This is a genomic window from Mucilaginibacter straminoryzae, from assembly GCF_022953055.1.
Classification (GTDB): Bacteria; Bacteroidota; Bacteroidia; order Sphingobacteriales; family Sphingobacteriaceae; genus Mucilaginibacter; species Mucilaginibacter straminoryzae.
Window position 1 is genome coordinate 83964 of record NZ_JALJEJ010000009.1, and the last position, 19313, is coordinate 103276.

A 19313-nucleotide genomic window follows, 5' to 3' on the forward strand; every position below is an offset into this window, starting at 1 on the left:
ACATTATATTAATATGGTGCAAGCAGACATTTTTTAATATAACCGCTGATCTAAAGCCCATTTCAGAAATATGCATTATAAAAACCTCAAATCGTATAGGTATTTACCCCGGTAAAATATTTAAGTAAGGAATATGATCTTTAAAAGTTTATTTGCTACTTTTATTGCAACTTAAATTATTATTATCGCAATGTCTACTACGGTTGTATCCTCAGCCAAGTTACCAGTTATCGTACCTTCACTGATTAATGAAGTTGCCAATACCAATGGTTTGTGGAATGCACATTACAACCAAGTGCACTATACCGGTAATTGGGATGTATTACCGTTAAGATCTCCGGGCGGTAATACAGCGTTTTCTTATGCGGAAACTATGAACCACGGCCAGTTTCAGGATACGGCATATTTAAATTCATTTCCTGCCATCAGGCAATTACTGCAACAATTTAATTGCCCGCTACTTTCAGCAAGGCTCTTAAATTTAAAAGCCGGGTCTGTTATAAAAAAGCATCGCGACTTTGACCTGAGTTTTGAGCATGGCGAGGCCCGTTTACATTTCCCAATTATTACGAATGATAAAGTATCCTTTTATCTAAACGACAAACTATTACCCATGCAAGCTGGCGAGTGCTGGTATATCAATGCCAACCTGCCTCATAATGCCATCAATGCTGGCGATACAGACAGGATACATTTAGTAGTAGACTGTGTAGTTAATGATTGGCTGAAAGATTTATTTGAACGGGCGGAGAAATCATATTATACCTATCCAACCGATACGAATATGATTTTGAGAATGATTGAAGAATTAAAAGCCAATCCGTCTCCAGCAGCACAGGGTATAATAGATGAACTAGAAGAAAAATATCGCCTGCTTTCAGAAACCAACTAATGGACGAAAATACATTTCATACGATACTGAACTTTCTGGGAGAGATTGGTATTAAGGTTGTTTTAAGCCCGTTAAATGAACCTACTTTTTTACCAGGCTTAAAAATTCAGGATGGCGGGTTGATCATAGATACCGATAAATTAAGTTACCCCGGTGATATTTTGCATGAAGCCGGCCACATTGCCGTTACAGGTATAGATACAAGGCCATTGCTTAACGAGGAACTGATCAAAAACGACCACTCCTCTGGTGGTAAAGAAATGGCAGCAATTGCGTGGTCATATGCCGCATGTAAGTATCTGAATATAGATCCGGTGCATGTATTTCACGCGGATGGATATAAGGGTGCCGCCGATAATATTTTAGAAAATTTTAACGCGGGCAGGTATTTTGGAGTGCCGCTATTGGCTTATTACGGGATGACAAATGACGCAACCACCCATAAAACACCTGACAATCAGTATATTACATATCCAGGAATGAAGCACTGGTTATCACAAATAGATTGATGAACGAATTTATTTCAAAAAAATTATTGACAAATTGAATTTTTATATAATTTTATTGAACCATGACCCAACCTAAATACTTTACGTTTTTAGTCCTGTTAGGGCTTTTAGCCTTCACTAAAACTCATGCTCAGATACTTGACCGTAACGTTGTAAGCAGCGGAGGCGGTATTGTTTTTCAACAAAACATAAGTTTTACATATAATATCGGCGAACCGGTTGCTGATCTGTTAGTAAACTCTTCGAGTGCAAAAATTTTAACCACAGGGTTTATTCAGGCCGACCAGACATTAAAAGACATCAATAATAACCTTGCGCAACAGGTGGTGGTATATCCCAACCCTACCACTACAGGTCTGGTAAAGCTGGATTTTCGTGACCTGCCGGATGGCACTTATCTGGTAGATATCATTGATGCCGTTGGACATGTGCTTTACACGCGCAATGTGGTCTATACTAAAAGTAATAATCTGAACTTTGATCTAAATATCTCTTATTTTAAAGGCGGCACTTATTTTCTTCGCGTTAAAAACGACAAGAATTCGGGTCAGACTAAACTCGTAAAACTATAACACCAACTTAAACCTTGTCTATGATAAGAAAACCTTTACTTATTATTTTCTTTGCATTATTGGCGTTTTGCTACAATGCCAATGCCCAAAGCCAGGCTTTTAAGTACCAGGCGGTGGCAAGGAATTCTAACGGGACTTTGCTAACCAATGCAGCAATGAACGTACGGATAAGTATCCGTGCGGGTTCTGATAACGGAACACTTGAATATCAGGAAGTTCACTCTGTCACAACCAACCAGTTTGGTACATTTTCAATTGAAGTTGGAAATGGCAGCCCCACCAGGGGCACTTTTACAGCCATAAACTGGGGCGCTTCCCAAAAATACATCCAAACAGAAATTGATTTAGGTGGCGGCTATACTGACTTAGGTGCAACGAAGTTACTTAGCGTACCTTATGCTACTTATGCTTTAAATGCAGCTAAGGGCGCTACTGGTGCTACCGGGCCAACCGGCGCCACAGGACCACAAGGCGCTACTGGCGCAACAGGTGTGCAAGGGGCAACCGGTGCTATCGGGCCACAAGGCATTCAGGGAGCTACAGGTGCGCAGGGCCTGCAAGGTGCTACAGGTGCACAGGGCCCGCAAGGGATCCAGGGTGCTACCGGAGCGACTGGTGCACAGGGTGCTACTGGCGCTCAAGGTACCACAGGTGCTACTGGCGCGCAGGGTATTCAAGGTGTTACCGGGGCAACCGGCTCACAAGGTATTCAAGGAGCAACCGGTCCTCAAGGGACTACAGGAGCAACGGGCGCAACAGGAGCGCAAGGTATTCAAGGCGTGACCGGCGCAACAGGCTCACAAGGGGCGACTGGTGCGCAGGGTGTTACCGGAGCAACTGGCGCAACCGGTGCGCAAGGTATTACAGGAGCAACCGGCGCACAGGGGATTCAAGGTATTACTGGCGCAACAGGATCACCAGGTGCAACCGGGGCTACTGGAGCAACAGGAGCGCAAGGTAGTACCGGAGCTACTGGCGCACAGGGGATTCAAGGTATTACTGGCGCAACAGGATCACCAGGTGCAACCGGGGCTACTGGCGCAACAGGAGCGCAAGGTACTACCGGCGCACAGGGGATTCAAGGTATTACCGGGGCAACTGGATCACCAGGTGCAACCGGGGCTACTGGCGCAACAGGAGCGCAAGGTACTACAGGCGCACAGGGGATTCAAGGTATTACCGGAGCAACAGGATCACCAGGCGCAACCGGGGCTACTGGCGCAACAGGAGCGCAAGGTACTACAGGCGCACAGGGGATTCAAGGTATTACCGGGGCAACAGGATCACCAGGCGCAACAGGGGCTACTGGCGCAACAGGAGCACAGGGTCCACAGGGCAGTATTGGTCCACAAGGTATTCAAGGCGTTCAGGGCGATACTGGCCCGCAAGGTGCACAAGGCCCGCAGGGTAACCAGGGCCCGCAAGGTATACAGGGCGTAACCGGTGCTACAGGTTCGCCAGGAGCTACGGGTCCACAAGGCGCTGCCGGTCCGCAAGGTAACCAAGGCCCTCAGGGTATAGCTGGTTCTACCGGGACCACCGGTGCTACTGGCCCTCAAGGTACCCCAGGTGCTACCGGAGCAACTGGTGCTACAGGTGCAACTGGTGCCACCGGAGCTGCAGGTGCCGGGGTTTCAAATGGTACAGCAGGCGGTCAGATTATTCTTACCGGTGCCACAAGTCCTTATTCGCCTCAGGCGCCAATAACCGTAACCGGCGATGTAACAATTAATTCAAGCGGTGTAACAACAATTGGTGACTCAAAAGTTACCAGTACAAAAATTGCTGATGGTGCTGTAACCGTTAGCAAAATAGGCACTTCCAGCGGTACTGCCGATAACACCACTTATTTACGTGGTGACGGTACATGGGCTACGCCAAGCGGCGGCGGAAGTTCTACCGGTAAACTTCAGGTATTTACGGGTACCAGCGGGGGCACAGCCAGTGGTACGGTTACAGATCTATTGGTGAGATATGTGATAATTAATTATAATGGCAATACAGGTTCTAGTAGCTCTTTTACAGTTACGATACCTTCTCCTGCCAGTTATACAGCAGGTACGGTATTGCAAATATCTATTGTCGGAAATTTGAGTTCCAATCCACAAATAACTATAGCGTCAACAACCGGAACTACCCTTTATGTAAACGGAAACGTTTATACTACAACTACTACAGGCGCCATAACCACAGTAGGTTACAGACTGGTTAGTGATGGCAGCACGACATGGTATATGTTGAGATAACGATAGGTTATAGGAAATGTATTTTATCAATAAATAATTGGGGTTTAGACCCACGAATGGCCGGAATTTCTTCCGGCCATTTTAATTTCAAAGAAAAAGGCTCGGTTCATCTACACATCAAGGTAATATCAGGTTATATTCCTTTCTTCACTTTAGTATAAGCTGCGGAAAACTACCTATAGAAAAATTTGCAGATCTGCCTGAATTAATTGTAGTGACTTTGGATAACCTTTCTGAGATAGAATTTCTAAGTATCTTTCCTCTCCATCAAAGTTAAAAAGCACCTTGAATACAGAATCGAAGGTGTTTCAATACTTTTCTGGCTAAGCCTTCCGTTATTCCCCCCTTACACCACAACAAGAAAACGGTATGAGTTTTAAAATAGCCCGTATTTATAGGCCTGCGCTATCTAATACATTTAAAACCAACAAGAAAAACAACCTATAAATGAAATCAGGTATTGATATTACTCATAAAGGTCCTTTAAAACAAAGGAGGTCGGAAGAATAAACTTCCGACCTTTCGTGGGCTTAGCGCCTCCTCACTTTTTTATAACTAAAACAAAAAATATTAGTTGCGCGATGGAAAAATTCCCTCTATACAAATAATATAATTTGTTGCAGTGTATGGCTGCCTGTTTTCATGCGCAATACTTGCACCTGTAACAGAAGTGGTGGTATTTGCATTAACGGTAGCATTTGGAAATGTTACGGATGCAGATGACATTGCTGAACCTGGTGCTTTTGCGGTATTGGCAGAATACACTGATGTTGAGCCATCACTGCCGATCAGGTTATTTCCAGGACTTGATTCACCACCAGCGCCACCTGCTGCTGCATTTAACGTTAATGTTGCTGTGATGTTACCCGCACCGGCGCTGACTGTTGCCGTATGTTGGTGCGAAGGTAGATTTGCGATAGTTAAAGATACTTCTTCTTCGCCACCGGTTTGCCCAACTAAATAAGGGATATTAGAGCCTGCTGCCGTGCCTGCACCGATAACTACCCGGCTTTGAAGATTGGGTAAATTAAACGTTGATACGCCATTTCCGCCATAGGTAGTCCCTATTAATGCAAATAAGGCATCATACGCACTTATTGATAATGACTGTCCATCGCAAAATGCCCAGCCCCTCGGCGCGAAAGCGCCACCAAATAACCGGATTTCTCCTAAAGTTCCTTCCATGATTTTATTTCTTTAAAATGTGATAGGTTAATTTCTTGACGGGTATACGCCTAGTAAACAAATAACATAATTCATTGCGATGTATGGCTGCATGTTTTCATGCGCAATATTGCCTCCTGCAGATTGTAATGTTACTGTAGGGCTACCAACAGTGGTAAATGAACCTGTTATGGTATTATCTCCCATTGGTGTAATAGTGCTGCTTCCGTTCGCATATACTGATAAGCCGGCTGAACTTTCATCGGCCAAAAGGTTACCCACAGGGTCTGAACTGTCAGGTGTCGTACTTGATGCATGTAACACAAATGGCGGCGGTGGTGCGGTAAGTGGGGTAGTACTTCCAACAGTATGGTTGTGAGCCGGCATTTCAGTCACAAGAAGCGTATGCTTAGCTTCGCCGCCTGTAAGCCCTAATGTAATATTAGGTACCCCCTGCTTCCCGTAACTAACGCCTACAGGTACGCGGCCGCGTAAATCCGGCAACTGAAACGTGGTAGTACCATTTCCGCCATAATTTGTTCCTAATATGGAAAACAATGCCTGGTATTGGTTTATCGGCATTGTTTGTCCCTGGCAAAATGCCCATGTTTTTGGGGCGAAGTTTGCAGCGAAAATCCTTATTTCTCCTATAGTTCCTTCCATGATGTAAATTTTAAATTGTGATCAAAATGTTTAGTTTCTTGCCGGAAAAATACCCATAAGGCAAATAATGTAATTCAGCCCCAGATAGGGCTGTAAGTTATTATGCGGGGTACTACCGCCTACGTTAGTAATATTAGTTACTGTTGGTGCAGGCACGGTAAAATTGGATGACGTGATTGATTTTGGCGACATTGCAACTGGTGTACCATTTGAAAAAAGCGATGTGTTACCGTCGCCCGCAATCATGCAACCAGCAGGGTCAGACTGATCTGCTCCTGCTGATAAAGCATTGATACTTACAGTTCCAGAAATAGTCTCTTGTACACTAACAAGGTGATTGTGGGCGGCCATTTGGCTTTGCAAAAGGGTTACCGTTGCCGCGCCGCCGGATTCGCCGTTAACGTACTCGCTAAGGCCGGCGCCCTGGCCTGTACATACTGCTACTCTTCCTGCAAAATCAGGCAGGGCAAATGTTGATGCTCCATTGCCCCCGTATTGGGTGCCTAAAATTGCAAATAGTGCCGTGTTGCTTGAAACTGGTAAAATTTGCCCTGCACATAGCGCCCATGAATAGGGAGCGAAGTTCCCGGCAAACAGCCGGATTTCTCCATAGTATCCTTCCATACTTTTTTTGGTTTAAGGTTAATAATAAATTTATATGTAATTTAGTTCATTTACAATACTTTATAACGTTTTATTGCACTCATCAATTAAATACCTCACCGGGCTTAAATCCCATATTGAACAATTTAATACCAGATATATAACCTTCAGGCAAACTAACGATACGTAATTGCAGATGCCGGTTGTTAATGCAAGCGACGATTAACCCATATACCGCATCGGCATAAACGATTGTGCCCGGTGCGTTTAGCACCGGCGAGTTAAGATCAGCCATTGCCACCTCCAGTAGCTGTACCTGCGTTTGCCTGATGGTGGTAATTGCCCCGCCATATTTGGGATTTGCTGCGTTTACCAGCCGCTCAATTTCGTCAGCAGTTTGTGTTTGCCAGTTAATGGTAAGCGCTGCAATTGAGGGCGATTTTAAAAACTCGCCACCCTGGTTATTAATGAAATTACACTCGGGACTATCCAATAAGTTAAAAACCTTTTCTAATACCTGGGCTGCTAGCATACCCAGCCGTTGGCAATGTATACCGTAAGTTTCTCCGGGGATAACCGGCATCGGCTGCACCAATAGCAAAGGCCCCTCATCAACCTCGTCCGTCATCACGTGCACACTTATCCCCCCGTTACTTTCGCCATTTTTCAATTGCCAGAAAACAGGGTCTGTACCTTTGTACGCAGGTAAAAGCCCGAAGTGAAAATTAATAAAGCCCTTTGCAGGTAAATTCAGAAGCGTTGCCGGTATCTTCCACGGGAAAGTGAAAACCATTACCACTTCGGGGGTTAAGCTTTTTATGGCATTGCTAAGCGCCTGCGCCAAATTCTTTTTATCGGTTTCAAAAACAGCGTCTTCTGCAATACCCATCTTCTTTAAAGACGGCGCTAAAACGCCGGCAGATTTGGCAGGTATCACCACACCGGCCAGCAACCCTTGCTGGTGTAACTGGTTTAGTGCAGGAAATGCCAGCCAGTCTGAATTACATAAGGCTAAGACCCTCATCATACGCACAGGTAAGGGTTTATCCAGCTAAATACCGGGCCTTTAAACATATCACGCAATTGATCTGCTGTGGGTGAATAGCTTTCATATTCACACAAGACAGTTGTATTTAATTGCTTACCGTTATCAGTAATATGATTTTCGGTTAGGGTGACCTGTTCTTCAAATCCAAGGTTTGCCAGTTCGCCAGCTGCATCTATATTAAAGCATTGCTTTAATTCAGCTAACCGCTGTTGAATTTCGATATTGTCTTTTGCATCAGGCACAACGCTCGCGATCATTTCGCCGGTTTGCAACCCTAATTCGTAGAAAACCTTATCAGGAGTTATGGTAGCATCCTGATGATATAACTGCGTTGAAGTAATATGGAGATCATGATCCAACCCATAAAACGGACTGGTTAGATAAGGCAAACCCAAAACTTTGATATCCTTATGCAGCCCCCGTTTCATAAATTCATTCAAAAACAGCGGGGTTTCGGTACCGCAAAAAGTTGCAAAAATAAAGTCGGGTTTTTGCTTATCTATATGTGGTAAAATCACCTCCATATCCGTAAGTTTCCCGTTTGGCGGCATACTACCTACAGCGAATGACCATTGCGAAGCTGGGTCGGCAGCGGTCATCCCCATATTAAACATATGTGAAAAAGAGTAACCGGCATCGTAAACAGAACTAACATACATGCCGCTTTTACCCAGGTTCTTCACCCCGTAATGCCCGAGGCTCCAGGCATGTCGCCACAGATGGGCTGAGTTCACAAAAACATTTTCGCTCAGCTTAGTAATATCTGGTATCTGCCCGCCTACGTTATTAACAATCAGCGTCCTTTGCTTTTCTCTAAATTTTACGGCAACATCTTCTGCCATTTTATTCGAGATAAACCCGGTGACGATATCTGAGTTATGATAATTAAAAAAACGGTCGAATATTTCACCTAATTGCCTTACCCCGCTTTGCCCAGAAAACTCGGTTGATAGCTCAACTTCTATATCAGATTCGTGAAGCGGTTTTAATCCGGCTTTTAATCCCTTTTCAAATGATTTTCCTATCGGGAAGATACCTGAGTTGGGAATTAAAACGCCTATATTTATTTGTCTCATTATTGTTTTAAGCTTCGCAGAACATCCGTAATAAATTACTGTATAGCTGCTGTGAAGACAGATGCACCTGCGAGCCTTGCTGCTGCTGGTTTAACACCTCCTGCAAGGCTTTAAGTTGAAATAGTAAATCACGCTTTTCGGTGTCCTTTACAAAACTCTGTATCCAGCTTACGGCAACCAGCCTTACCCCTTGTGTTACCGGCGCCACCCGGTGCAGCTTTGTTGTAGGATAAACGATGGCATGGCCCTTGGGTAGTTTAAACTTTTGCAGCCCGCTATCGCTTTCAATCTCAAGTTCGCCGCCTTCATATTCGGCCGGGTCATTCAGGAATATGGTCGTGCTCAGGTCAGCTCGTATTGTACCGCCCCCACCGCTCATCAACGGGCTATCTACATGCCAGCCGTATTCCATGCCGGGCAGATACCTGCTTACCATAAACGGCAGTATATGGCGTACAAAGGTTGCTTCCCTGAATAAAGGGCTTTTTACTAATGCGTTCTGAATGATATAGTTGATATTTTGCAGCTGAGTATCGTTCATCTGCAATTGCTCGTTGTTTTTTACGTTTTTGGCTGCGCCCGAAGCGGTGGCAGCACCACTTACGAATGTAGTCTTAGTTACTATCCCGGCTATCTGATCAACCTCTGAAGCAGTTAATAATTCATTGATATAGGTATACATGATAGGCGGAGGTGTAGGTATAATTTAATCGGGCGAGTGACATAAATAAGGTTCAGATCAATTGGTCTGATCGTTAGTCTAAATTAGAGCTTCTGTTTAGATTTCATAACATTTATTTAGATTTTTTTTTTCGGCTGGGAGAGTGATGTTTTTTGTTATACATTAGGTAAACCAAAATTTATATTTGCAAGCCTGGCCGTTATCTGCATTTGATGGAGCAACACACATTTGTTATACCTGCATATCAGCAATCACCTTACCTGGAAACCTGCATCAGCAGTTTAAAAGCGCAGACGGTTAAAAGTAAGATCATCATTACTACCTCTACCCCCGGCAGCAGCCTTGAAAGTATTGCACATCAATATGATTTGCCCTACTTTGTTAATACCACCGGGGCGTTAGGGATTGCGGCCGACTGGAATTTCGCCTTGTCTAAAGCTGCAACGCCATGGGTAACTATAGCGCATCAGGATGATATTTATGAGCCTGATTATGTGGAAACACTTTTAACGGCTGTAGCTGACCAAAGCCCACATACGCTGATTGCCTTTTCAAACTATTACGACATTGTTAATAACGCGCCCAAAAACAATTCTTTAAATGCCTTTGTAAAGCGAACCCTGCTTTTGCCTTTTCTGATTAAACCGGCTATAGAAAAGCGTTTCTTAAAAAAATCCGTACTACTGTTCGGCGACCCGATTTGCTGCCCAACGGTAATGATCAATAAACAACTGCTTCCGGATTTTAACTTTTCGCCGGATTTTACCTGCGCATTAGATTGGCTGGCCTGGTACCAGCTGGCTCAAAAGAAGGGCAAATTTGTTTATACCGCTAAAAAACTGGTTGGGCACCGCATACATGCCGGTTCTGAAACTACTGTACAATTAAGCATGGGGAAACGCCAGCAGGAAGAAAAAATGATCTTCAGGATGATGTGGGGAAAATATGCCGGCAATCTGCTATCTAAAATATATTCGGCCGGGCATAAGCAAAACACATTGTGATAAATTACTCATGCCCGCTGGAAAGTTTCCGGGTTTACTTTTTCATATGGCTTAATGCCCAGTTCAAATTACCTGCAGCAAGTTTATTATTAGGATCTAAAGCCAGCGCCTTTTTACATGCGGCCGCCCCCTTGTCCCACTGCTTCAGCTGATTATATGCAGCACCAATATTATTATAGGCAGCCGCGTAGTCTGGTTTCAGGCGCAGCGCGTTAAAACAGGCCAGGATACATTTCTGATAATCACCGGTATTGTAATAGCTTAAACTTTGATCCAGGTATTGCTGCGGCGTTAAATCACGTTTTGCAGTATTAGCCACACCCGGCTGCGCTAAATAACTATGTGTTTTGGAAGCTTCCAGATAGGCCGTTGCCTCTTTATTTCCTGGCAATAGTTTAAGTGTATTTAAAGCAGTTTGTTGCAGATTCTCCCAAAGGCCGAGCTGATTATAAACACTCATCAGCGTCTGCAATGTCGTGGTATAATACGGGTTGAGTTGATAAGCTTTCTCCGCCATTAGCCTGGCTTCGGGCGTACGGCCTGCACGGTTTAAATAACCGGCGTAGAATGAATAAGCTTCGTAATCATTAGGGTTTAAACTAATTGCCTTTTTGAAGTTTTCATCTGCAAGTGCAGGTTGCCCTGTAGCCCCCTTCAGTATTCCTTTATTAATATACAGCGTTGAATAATAGGGCATCAACGGTGTTGCCCGTTCTAAGTAATCATTCGCAACGGTAAAGTTCCCTTTTGCCATTTGTGTAATGGCATAGTTCATCAGTCCGCGCCCGTTAAGCGGGCTTTTTACAGTTACGTCATACCATAGAGTCTCTTCGGTGCGCCAGACTTTGTTACGCTGATAAACTCCGTAGGCGTTCAGCAACATAACCAGTACGATCACCCCTATCAATCCATTTTTATATAAAGGATTTGCCAGAAACGTTGCCTGGTGCTTTTTCACAAGGTATCCCAGATAAGTCACCACGCTTAGTGATAAGCCTACAAAGGCAAAAAACATCCGGTGATCGTTAGTTACTTCGGCAAATGGCGCCAGCGATGTGGGCAGCAAAGAAGCAGCAAACCAAATAAGCCCAAGGGACACTACACGTGTCTGCTTATTTTTTGATGTCCTGAAAATCGCTATTACCAAAGCTGCCACAAAAGCCAGCCCAGCAATAATGCGTTCGTCAAACAGGTTTCTAATTACCGTCCAGTCAGTGTCGGCACTTAAATTCATCGGTAAAAAGAACGATATGAAATAGTGCAGCCAAACGTAAGCCTGGGTCAGTACATAATAACCGAACGGATTGGTAATACCCGGTATCGAGGGCACCTTTGACAAGGTATATAATTGAACAACAGCAACAGCTATGGTTATTGGGAGCAGCTTGACAAAGGCGTTCCAGACCGTCTTAAAATTCTTTAATTTAAAAAGGTCAGCGACGGACAACTCAGCCTCTATCAGTAACAGATAAAAGAATAGGATAATAACCAGCACCGGCACCGTTTCTTTTGCAAAAACACCGATTAATGCCGGAATGATATAATAGCAATATTTACGTTTTTGAGGCCAGACAATAAAAATGAGGAACGATACAATGATAAAGAAGGTAGAGAGTACATCTGAACGGGCAATAACATAATTCAACGTTTCAGCATTTACCGTGTGTAAAGCAAACCATACCGTTGCAATGATACCCAAGTATTGCGGCCATGGTGCTTCATAACTTTTTTGTAATAATGCCTTATAAGTAAAGTACAGTAAAACACATAAGCCAACGAACCATAAGAAGGTATCCCATTGAAAAAACAATGGGTTTAAACCGCCGCCTAGATGATAGTCAATAGCAAGTGTGGTGGTAACCATTGCGCGCATACCCCAGTGGTCTGGGTTGGCGCTGAACATTTTCGATTCCGTGAAATAGTGCGGGATATTTTTAAGGTCGCGGATGTAGGTATTATCAACTATAGTATGAAAATCATCAAAGTGAAACTGGTTTCTGAAATGATTGGAATAAGCAACAAGTAAAACTATCAGTGCCGCTATAGCGATGATGATGATATTTCTTTTGGTGTTCATTTAAGAAAGATTATTTTTTTGCGCGTTCTTCATTTGGTCTATATCGTTCTTTAAAAGTGCGATCTGCTGGGCCATTTGTTTGTTTTGCTTATGCAGCTTTGACGCCACCACGCTTAAATGCAGCAAATAAATAAGTATGGCGAAAATACTGGCCGTAAACACCAGGTTAGGTGGCTCATACACTCCAAATAGCTCAGACATTACGGCAAGCCCATTTCGCCAAAAAGAAAATATCAAAAGGATAATGGTGCAAATACACCAAACAATAGAGTATTCTTCCCTAAGCCTGCCTTTAATAATTAAGCGCGAGATATATAATAAAAAAAGAAAACTTGCCGCAATGGTTATAATTTGAATACGCCCCATAAACTTATATTTTACGTATAGCAGAAAAAAACATAGCAATGGTAACCTTGATACAATAATATAACGGCCCAAAACTGCGGATAGAGGATTTACCGCCTTGCCGCTCAACCATATTTACCGCAGTTTCTTTAATGGTTAAACCCGCCCTTGAAAAGAAAACCAGTGATTCGGGCTCAGGGTAATCATCCGGGTAATATTTTGAAGCCAAGGCCAGCGCGTTAGCATCAAAAAGCCGGAAACCCGAAGTGCTGTCGTAAATGCTTTTTCCGGTGAAAACCCTGTTTAGCCAATGAAAATAGCTGATACCCATGCGCCGCAATACCGAAGACTGGAAGCCTTGTTTGCTTATGAACCGCGACCCGATCACAATATTAGCTGCAGTTTTTTGGTGACACTCTAATAACTTTTTCAATTCTGCCGGTGGATGCTGCCCATCTCCGTCCATTTGTACAGCCAGGTCATATTTATGGTCGCGAGCATAAATAAGGCCGCTTTGCACTGCGCCGCCTATACCCAGGTTAACAGGAAGGTCTATTAAATTTACGTTATTATTCTTAGCAACCAGTTTGGTTTCATCGGTTGAACAATCATTGATAACCAGTACATCAATCTGGTAATTTTCTACAGGAAGCGAATTGTTTAACATGTGCAATAAGGTTGGCAATGAAGCCTGTTCGTTATAGCAGGGAATAACAATAAGTACCTTTTTTGTCATTAAAATTTAGGTTGATCAATAATTATCAAGTAAAATAAAGAAAATTTAATGAAATCCGCGCATACAAGCTTTACTTCGAAAGTAACGTTTTTACGCGAATTGTTGATCTTGAAAAAACCTACATTAACGGAATAAAAAGATTTTTATTTTTAGTGATATATAAAAACTTAATATATTTAGATGATTTTTAGTCACCTTAATAACAATCCAATTAATTAACATTCAATCAACCTAAATCGAGATAAATGAAACGAACCGTTTTATACTTATCACTTCTACTTTCTGCTACTTCATTAAAGGCTCAGGTTTTAAACGGTGGTATAAATACTAACGGAAGCCAAACTAACGCTATACTTACAGCTGTACCATTTTTAAACATTGCTCCAGATGCCCGCTCCAGCGGTATGGGTGATGCAGGTGTCGCGCTTGAACCTACTACCTATTCAACCTTTTGGAACCCCTCGGCACTTGCCTTTTTAGAAGACGGTAAAAATATCTCGCTTTCTTACAGCCCCTGGATGCGCAAAGTTACCCCAGATGCTAACCTTGGTTATGTGAACTTCACCCAAAAGGTGGGCCTGCGCAGCGCAATTGGTTTCTCTTTACGTTATTTTAATCTTGGTGAGATTAACGTTTACGATTATAACGAAAACGCGCTGGGTTCGTACCATCCTAACGAGCTTTCTTTAGATGCCGCTTATGCGCTCAAATTCGGGCCTAATTTTTCACTTGGTTTAGCAATGAGGTACATCAGATCAAGCATTGTACGCAGCGGTGCAAGCATTGATGGCGCGAACGGCAAAGTAGGTAATGCCGTAGCAGCAGATGTTTCTTTATACTACAGGAAACCGGTGGAGCAATTTGGTAAAACAGGAACGTTCTCCTTCGGTACCAACATATCAAATATTGGTACGAAGATGAGCTATTATAACGTAGGGCCGTCTTATTTCCTGCCCACCAATTTAAAAGTCGGCGTTGCGGATATGATCCAATTAGACGACCTGAACCAATTCACTTTTGCATTTGATATCAATAAACTTTTAGTGCCTACCCCTCCTTTAAGAGATCAGAACGGCAACATCGTTAAAGGCAAAAACGATGATCGCTCTGTAGTTTCGGGCATTTTCGGTTCTTTTACAGATGCACCTGGAGGTTTCAGCGAAGAAATTAAAGAAGTGGCCTTTTCACCAGGTGTAGAATATATGTATAATCATATTTTCGCGCTAAGAACAGGTTATTTTTATGAGGCGCCGTCGAAAGGGAACAGACAATACCTTACCCTTGGTGCAGGCTTTAAGGTAAAAGGCTTTAACCTTGATTTTTCTTATTTGATCGCCAGCCAGCAAAACAGCCCTTTGGCAAACACATTACGTTTTTCGCTTAATTACAATTTTAAATAAGCTATTTGCTGATAATAAAGTCTTCGATGATCAGTGCGTCCAGCGCACCGTCAAACAACATATTTATAGCTTCAAAAGGGGTCTCAACTATTGGCATCCCTTTTTTGTTGAAAGAGGTATTCAGCAAAACGCCGATACCTGTTAATGCTTTAAAAGCTGTTAGCAGGCCATAAAATTCGGGGTTCCAATCTGGCGTTACCGTCTGTACCCTGCACGTGCCATCAGTGTGCACTACACCGCTTAGCTGTTCCCGCCACTGGGGTTTGATATGGTCAATAAGAATCATATAAGGGCTTTCATCGCCATGTTCAAAATAAACAGGCGCATCTTCCTTCAACACAGCGGGCGCAAAGGGCCTGAAATCTTCCCTGAATTTTATGTTCTGGTTAATGTGCAGCTGTACGCCCGGCAAGCGTGGATCTGCAAGAATGCTGCGATGGCCTAATGCTCGCGGACCAAACTCAGCCCCTTTCTGAAACCATGCAATCACCTTTCCGCTCGCCAGTAAAGCTGCGGCTTCTTTAATGTACTCGCCGGTTTGTTTGTAGTTTAACTTAACGGCGTGTTGGTTTTGGTAAAAGTCAATAGCCTCTTTTATCTGCAAAGCAGGGTATGCTTTGCCAAAGAATGAAGTGCCAGAAAGCGGCACTTTCTTATTTCCCAATATGGCATACCATCCGTAATAAGCACACCCAAGCGCAAGCCCATTGTCGCCAGAAGCAGGCTGCATATACAAATTTTTTATGCCGGGTCCGTTCAACAACTTCCGGTTAGCAACAGCGTTCAGGGCCACGCCACCGGCATAAGCCATGTTTTGATGCGGATATTCGATCGCACGCTCGCTAAACAAATAACAGATGGCTTTCTCTGTTTCTTTTTGTACCCAGCGGGCAATAGCTGCGTAATGGCTAAAATTCGCCTTAAACGCTTCGTAATTCTTTGCCGGGCTGGTGAATACTGCATTTAAGTTTTCATAAAGCACCTCTACCCTTCCCTGCTCCAGCTTAAATAATGGCTTGTCATATACCTGCTTTCCATAAGGGGCCAATCCCATTAGCTTACCTGCATCGTCCATATTGCCAAAACAGTACCTGCTTGCCGCGCTATATAAACCACCTATGGAATGATAGTTAGTGGGTAGCTTTAAGGCATTCTTATTATCATAAAGCCTCATCTCAGAAAAATCCTTATGCAAGGCCATTAGTTTTTGGCCATCGAAATGGTAAAAACTGTCTTTTTCGCAACACATTCCGTTTATTAAGGCTTCGCCTGGTATATATGCACCTTCAAGATCCTTACATTGATGGTAAGGGCTGCCAGCACCGTCAATAACCATGATATTGCAGGTATCAAAAGGCGACATAGCCGCCGCGCTCCAGGCATGCGCCATATGATGAGAGATAGTAACAACCGGCACCTGTATATCCTCATCAAAGTAACGTTTGCCTGAATATTTTGCCGGAGAAATATCTATTTCAAAGTTAGCGGCCTGTACAATAAGGGCAAGATCATCAACTGCTATACCGGCTGCATCAAGACAATACTTTACAGTAAGATAATCATTGCCGCCATCATGTTTCAGTCTGGTAAGCCGTTCCTTTTCAATAGCTACGATAACTTCACCATCTTTTAAGATACAAGTAGAACCATCGTGCGAAAGGCCGGTACCTAAAATATACACGCTCATATTAAGTATTACTAAAGTAGGTGCAAGAACAGCCGCTAAAGGATGATATCAAGGATGTACCCGCCCGCCGTCATTGGAAAAAATCGCTCAATCCCGTTGACGATACTTTCGCACGCACCAACTATTTTTTTCTTTACGCCAGTCGAATTCATGATCATTTCGCTGAATTTGACATGATACGGTACAATCTGCCAGCTGTCAAAACCACTTCGCTGGCAAAGCGTATTCAGGGTTTTATAAGAATACACCTGCAAGTGATCCTGGTGGGCAGACTCGCGCGAGAAAAAGGAAAGCAATATATTTGAAAAGGACGTGGTATTCGGTGTAGAACAGATTAAACGTTTACCCGCGAAAGATTTTTTAAGGCTTAAAAAAAACTTCAGCGTATCCGGCAAGTGCTCAATCAGTTCGCCGGCGATAATAATGTCAATCGAATTAAAATCTATCCCCAGATTTTCAAGGTCGTAAATATCCCCGAATAAGATCTTTTCGCGTTCATTTAATATCAGCCCCTCTTTTGGCAACGATGGTGAGTTGTCCACACCGATATGCAGTTTTGAAACAGATGATATCTCATCGAATAAATACTCCGTTGAATCTCTTTTTATTAAAGCAGTTTCGTCGTAACAACCCAGGTCCAATACATTTTTCCCGCTGCAGGCAGCCTTAATATACTTAATACGGGATACGGTTTTAGGAACAGAGATTTTTTCGACGGGCGTATATTTTAAATCGGCCATGTAATAAGGTTAAGAAAAATTAGTACAATAGCGAAGTTAAAAATAAAGAATAACCATATAGTTAAATTATAAAAAACATCAAATTTAACCGCGCTTTTAATTATTCTGTATAAATTTAATAATTATAAACTTTATCCAATGACAACCGACCTATCAACCATCACTGATACAATGCCAGCATCTACAGAAGTGGGTAAGCTTGGCATAATGCAACTCAAAAGATTCTGGTATAAGAGTTCTTTCAGGGCATCAGCCGCTCACGTTAGCAAGCACGCGAATGAAGCAACGCTCGACAAGATCTGCCTGTATATTTTAGGGTTAGGCCTCGAACAAACTTACAAGCAGTTGGGCAATAACATGCTTACGTTTGACGAGTTTGAAGACTGGATAATTACAACTGCCGGCATGCCCATGGAAAGCGAGGTTACCCGTTTCAACGCAACCTTCCAGGAAAACAAACCCAGGGAAACACACCCTATTCCATCAGTACTCTCAGCCGCTGAAATAGATTTCTGGAACGAAAACGGCTACCTGATTATTAAAAATGCGATACCAAAAGAAGACTGCGAAATTTCTGTAGACGTAATATGTGAACACATCGGGGTAGACAAAAATGACCCGGATACGTGGTATACTAAAAATGATTCGCGCCAGGGGATTATGGTACAGCTTTTTCAACACCCTATACTTGTTAAGAACAGGTATTCGGATAAAATACGACAAGTATTTGAACAGCTTTGGCAACGAACCGATATTTGGGTATCTGCAGACCGTGTTGGTTTTAACCCGCCTGAAACAGAATTTTACAAGTTTCAGGGGCCAGACCTGCATTGGGATTGCAGCCTGCAACTGCCCGTTCCTTATGATTTACAGGGCATACTTTACCTTAATGATGTTGCTGCTAATCAAGGTGCCTTTACACTTGTGCCCGGCTTTCAGCACCGCCTTGAAGATTGGATAAAATCATTGCCGCCCGGCGCAAATCCAAGGCGACAAAACCTGCATGCACTTGGCAGTAAACCAATAGCGGCAGAAGCGGGCGACTTAATTATATGGCAACAGGCATTACCCCATGGGAGCAGCCCTAATACATCGTCAAAACCGCGCTTTGTTCAATATATTACCTACCTACAGGTAGACCACCAGGATCAGGAAATGTGGGTATGATCTTTGGGTTCCGTGAAAATTTTGCGCCGCACCTGAAACAATATGAGTTGGCTTTAGCTTTCTTTACATTATTTACTTTACCGTAGTTCATCATGTCTGGAAAATCTTTGCTGATAGGCTTCTTCATTGCTGTTCAATCGTTTATAATAGCTGGCACGCATTCTGCCTGCGCGCAATCAGGTGCGCTCAAAGTAATCATCATCCGGCACGGCGAAAAACCGGTTGACGGCGATAACCTTTCATGCGCAGGAATGAACCGTGCATTAAAACTTTCTGCAGTCATCACACAAAAATTTGGCAAGCCGGATTTTGCATATGCACCAGCGCCTTCAACAGGTAAAGCCACCAAGAACGTGCGCATGCTGCAAACTTTGTGGCCCCTTGCAATAAAATACAATCTGAATATTAATACGAAATACGCCGTCGGCCAAACCTCTGCCCTTGCTGCCAATTTGCTAAAACGCACCGGAACTGTTATTGTAGTATGGGAGCATGATAACATCCCCGCAATTGTAACGGCATTGGGTATTACCGACAAAAAGCTAAAATGGAAAGGCGAGAACTACGATGATATATGGATAGTCACCATAGATGGAAAGAAAAGGACGCTTTCAAAAGATAGCGAAGGCATCAATCCGGGCAGTACCTGCACTTTTTAAAAGCATTAAATAGTACTGTTATCAGACCATACACGCTTGTACA

Annotated in this window: 19 protein-coding genes; 8 read left to right on the top strand and 11 right to left on the bottom strand. The window is 43.3% G+C overall.

Annotation, left to right across the window (positions count from 1 at the left end):
* The first annotated feature begins 190 nt into the window (after positions 1-190).
* From MUY27_RS16650 to MUY27_RS20635, 4 genes are all read left to right on the top strand, one after another.
* Positions 191-892, top strand: a complete 702-nt coding sequence (locus MUY27_RS16650; protein WP_245131877.1) for an aspartyl/asparaginyl beta-hydroxylase domain-containing protein — start codon at positions 191-193, stop codon at positions 890-892.
* Positions 892-1401, top strand: a complete 510-nt coding sequence (locus MUY27_RS16655) for a hypothetical protein (protein WP_245131879.1) — start codon at positions 892-894, stop codon at positions 1399-1401. Before MUY27_RS16650 ends, MUY27_RS16655 begins: the two co-directional genes overlap by 1 nt.
* A gap of 62 nt (positions 1402-1463) precedes the next feature.
* Positions 1464-1973: a T9SS type A sorting domain-containing protein gene (locus MUY27_RS16660; protein WP_245131883.1), complete on the top strand. Its 510-nt coding sequence runs from the start codon at positions 1464-1466 to the stop codon at positions 1971-1973.
* A gap of 20 nt (positions 1974-1993) precedes the next feature.
* Positions 1994-4219 (top strand): collagen-like domain-containing protein, encoded by a 2226-nt coding sequence (locus tag MUY27_RS20635; protein WP_274709922.1) that lies wholly within the window; start codon positions 1994-1996, stop codon positions 4217-4219.
* Positions 4220-4789: 570 nt separating this feature from the next.
* On the opposite strand, the gene MUY27_RS16670 is transcribed toward MUY27_RS20635, so the two are convergent.
* The 6 genes from MUY27_RS16670 to MUY27_RS16695 all read right to left on the bottom strand — a co-directional run bounded on the left by MUY27_RS16670 (position 4790) and on the right by MUY27_RS16695 (position 9455).
* A complete protein-coding gene (locus MUY27_RS16670) occupies positions 4790-5404 on the bottom strand; it encodes a phage tail protein (protein ID WP_245131885.1) in 615 nt (204 codons plus the stop codon).
* Positions 5405-5431: 27 nt separating this feature from the next.
* Positions 5432-6046 carry a phage tail protein gene (locus MUY27_RS16675; protein WP_245131887.1) on the bottom strand — a complete coding sequence of 205 codons (615 nt, stop codon included), beginning with the start codon at positions 6044-6046 and terminating at the stop codon, positions 5432-5434.
* 30 nt (positions 6047-6076) lie between these two features.
* Entirely contained in the window at positions 6077-6670 is a 594-nt protein-coding gene (locus tag MUY27_RS16680; protein ID WP_245131889.1) for a phage tail protein, read from the bottom strand.
* An 82-nt stretch (positions 6671-6752) separates the two neighbouring features.
* Complete coding sequence (locus MUY27_RS16685; protein ID WP_245131891.1) at positions 6753-7676, bottom strand: methionyl-tRNA formyltransferase; 924 nt, start codon at positions 7674-7676, stop codon at positions 6753-6755.
* Positions 7673-8773: an ABC transporter substrate-binding protein gene (locus tag MUY27_RS16690; RefSeq protein ID WP_245131892.1), complete on the bottom strand. Its 1101-nt coding sequence runs from the start codon at positions 8771-8773 to the stop codon at positions 7673-7675. Before MUY27_RS16690 ends, MUY27_RS16685 begins: the two co-directional genes overlap by 4 nt.
* 7 nt (positions 8774-8780) lie before the next feature.
* Positions 8781-9455 carry a Fe2+-dependent dioxygenase gene (locus MUY27_RS16695; RefSeq protein WP_245131893.1) on the bottom strand — a complete coding sequence of 225 codons (675 nt, stop codon included), beginning with the start codon at positions 9453-9455 and terminating at the stop codon, positions 8781-8783.
* 212 nt (positions 9456-9667) lie between these two features.
* Here MUY27_RS16695 and MUY27_RS16700 point away from each other — a divergent pair, with 212 nt between their 5' ends.
* On the top strand, positions 9668-10459 hold the full coding sequence (locus tag MUY27_RS16700; RefSeq protein ID WP_245131894.1) for a glycosyltransferase family 2 protein: 792 nt from the start codon (positions 9668-9670) through the stop codon (positions 10457-10459).
* Between the two features lie 34 nt (positions 10460-10493).
* On the opposite strand, the gene MUY27_RS16705 is transcribed toward MUY27_RS16700, so the two are convergent.
* The 3 genes from MUY27_RS16705 to MUY27_RS16715 are packed head-to-tail and all read right to left on the bottom strand — an operon-like array spanning position 10494 to position 13617.
* Entirely contained in the window at positions 10494-12536 is a 2043-nt protein-coding gene (locus MUY27_RS16705) for a tetratricopeptide repeat protein (RefSeq protein WP_245131895.1), read from the bottom strand.
* Positions 12537-12902, bottom strand: coding sequence for a DUF2304 domain-containing protein (locus MUY27_RS16710; RefSeq protein ID WP_245131896.1), 366 nt, complete (start codon positions 12900-12902; stop codon positions 12537-12539).
* Positions 12903-12906: 4 nt separating this feature from the next.
* The gene (locus tag MUY27_RS16715) at positions 12907-13617 is read right to left on the bottom strand and encodes a glycosyltransferase family 2 protein (RefSeq protein WP_245131897.1); all 711 of its coding nucleotides are present in this window, start codon (positions 13615-13617) and stop codon (positions 12907-12909) included.
* A gap of 245 nt (positions 13618-13862) precedes the next feature.
* Between MUY27_RS16715 and porV the strand changes: the two genes are divergently transcribed.
* Positions 13863-15017: a type IX secretion system outer membrane channel protein PorV gene (gene porV, locus MUY27_RS16720; protein ID WP_245131899.1), complete on the top strand. Its 1155-nt coding sequence runs from the start codon at positions 13863-13865 to the stop codon at positions 15015-15017.
* Between the two features lies 1 nt (position 15018).
* Here porV and MUY27_RS16725 read toward each other — a convergent pair whose 3' ends face one another.
* Positions 15019-16704, bottom strand: coding sequence for a carbamoyltransferase family protein (locus MUY27_RS16725; RefSeq protein WP_245131902.1), 1686 nt, complete (start codon positions 16702-16704; stop codon positions 15019-15021).
* A 35-nt stretch (positions 16705-16739) separates the two neighbouring features.
* Entirely contained in the window at positions 16740-17444 is a 705-nt protein-coding gene (locus tag MUY27_RS16730; RefSeq protein WP_245131903.1) for a methyltransferase domain-containing protein, read from the bottom strand.
* Between the two features lie 138 nt (positions 17445-17582).
* Here MUY27_RS16730 and MUY27_RS16735 point away from each other — a divergent pair, with 138 nt between their 5' ends.
* Entirely contained in the window at positions 17583-18611 is a 1029-nt protein-coding gene (locus MUY27_RS16735; RefSeq protein WP_245131905.1) for a phytanoyl-CoA dioxygenase family protein, read from the top strand.
* Positions 18612-18703: 92 nt separating this feature from the next.
* The gene (locus MUY27_RS16740) at positions 18704-19270 is read left to right on the top strand and encodes a histidine phosphatase family protein (RefSeq protein WP_245131907.1); all 567 of its coding nucleotides are present in this window, start codon (positions 18704-18706) and stop codon (positions 19268-19270) included.
* Positions 19271-19313 lie beyond the last annotated feature (43 nt).

Excerpts from the sequence above, each read along its gene's own strand:
- MUY27_RS16660 (WP_245131883.1), top strand. The coding sequence starts at position 1,464 with ATGACCCAACCTAAATACTTTACGTTTTTAGTCCTGTTAGGGCTTTTA.
- MUY27_RS16680 (WP_245131889.1), bottom strand. The coding sequence starts at position 6,670 with ATGGAAGGATACTATGGAGAAATCCGGCTGTTTGCCGGGAACTTCGCT.
- MUY27_RS16705 (WP_245131895.1), bottom strand. The coding sequence starts at position 12,536 with ATGAACACCAAAAGAAATATCATCATCATCGCTATAGCGGCACTGATA.
- MUY27_RS16710 (WP_245131896.1), bottom strand. The coding sequence starts at position 12,902 with ATGGGGCGTATTCAAATTATAACCATTGCGGCAAGTTTTCTTTTTTTA.
- MUY27_RS16725 (WP_245131902.1), bottom strand. The coding sequence starts at position 16,704 with ATGAGCGTGTATATTTTAGGTACCGGCCTTTCGCACGATGGTTCTACT.
- MUY27_RS16695 (WP_245131893.1), bottom strand. The coding sequence starts at position 9,455 with ATGTATACCTATATCAATGAATTATTAACTGCTTCAGAGGTTGATCAG.
- MUY27_RS16650 (WP_245131877.1), top strand. The coding sequence starts at position 191 with ATGTCTACTACGGTTGTATCCTCAGCCAAGTTACCAGTTATCGTACCT.
- MUY27_RS16700 (WP_245131894.1), top strand. The coding sequence starts at position 9,668 with ATGGAGCAACACACATTTGTTATACCTGCATATCAGCAATCACCTTAC.
- porV (WP_245131899.1), top strand. The coding sequence starts at position 13,863 with ATGAAACGAACCGTTTTATACTTATCACTTCTACTTTCTGCTACTTCA.
- MUY27_RS20635 (WP_274709922.1), top strand. The coding sequence starts at position 1,994 with ATGATAAGAAAACCTTTACTTATTATTTTCTTTGCATTATTGGCGTTT.
- MUY27_RS16670 (WP_245131885.1), bottom strand. The coding sequence starts at position 5,404 with ATGGAAGGAACTTTAGGAGAAATCCGGTTATTTGGTGGCGCTTTCGCG.
- MUY27_RS16715 (WP_245131897.1), bottom strand. The coding sequence starts at position 13,617 with ATGACAAAAAAGGTACTTATTGTTATTCCCTGCTATAACGAACAGGCT.
- MUY27_RS16730 (WP_245131903.1), bottom strand. The coding sequence starts at position 17,444 with ATGGCCGATTTAAAATATACGCCCGTCGAAAAAATCTCTGTTCCTAAA.
- MUY27_RS16655 (WP_245131879.1), top strand. The coding sequence starts at position 892 with ATGGACGAAAATACATTTCATACGATACTGAACTTTCTGGGAGAGATT.
- MUY27_RS16735 (WP_245131905.1), top strand. The coding sequence starts at position 17,583 with ATGACAACCGACCTATCAACCATCACTGATACAATGCCAGCATCTACA.
- MUY27_RS16740 (WP_245131907.1), top strand. The coding sequence starts at position 18,704 with ATGTCTGGAAAATCTTTGCTGATAGGCTTCTTCATTGCTGTTCAATCG.
- MUY27_RS16690 (WP_245131892.1), bottom strand. The coding sequence starts at position 8,773 with ATGAGACAAATAAATATAGGCGTTTTAATTCCCAACTCAGGTATCTTC.
- MUY27_RS16675 (WP_245131887.1), bottom strand. The coding sequence starts at position 6,046 with ATGGAAGGAACTATAGGAGAAATAAGGATTTTCGCTGCAAACTTCGCC.
- MUY27_RS16685 (WP_245131891.1), bottom strand. The coding sequence starts at position 7,676 with ATGATGAGGGTCTTAGCCTTATGTAATTCAGACTGGCTGGCATTTCCT.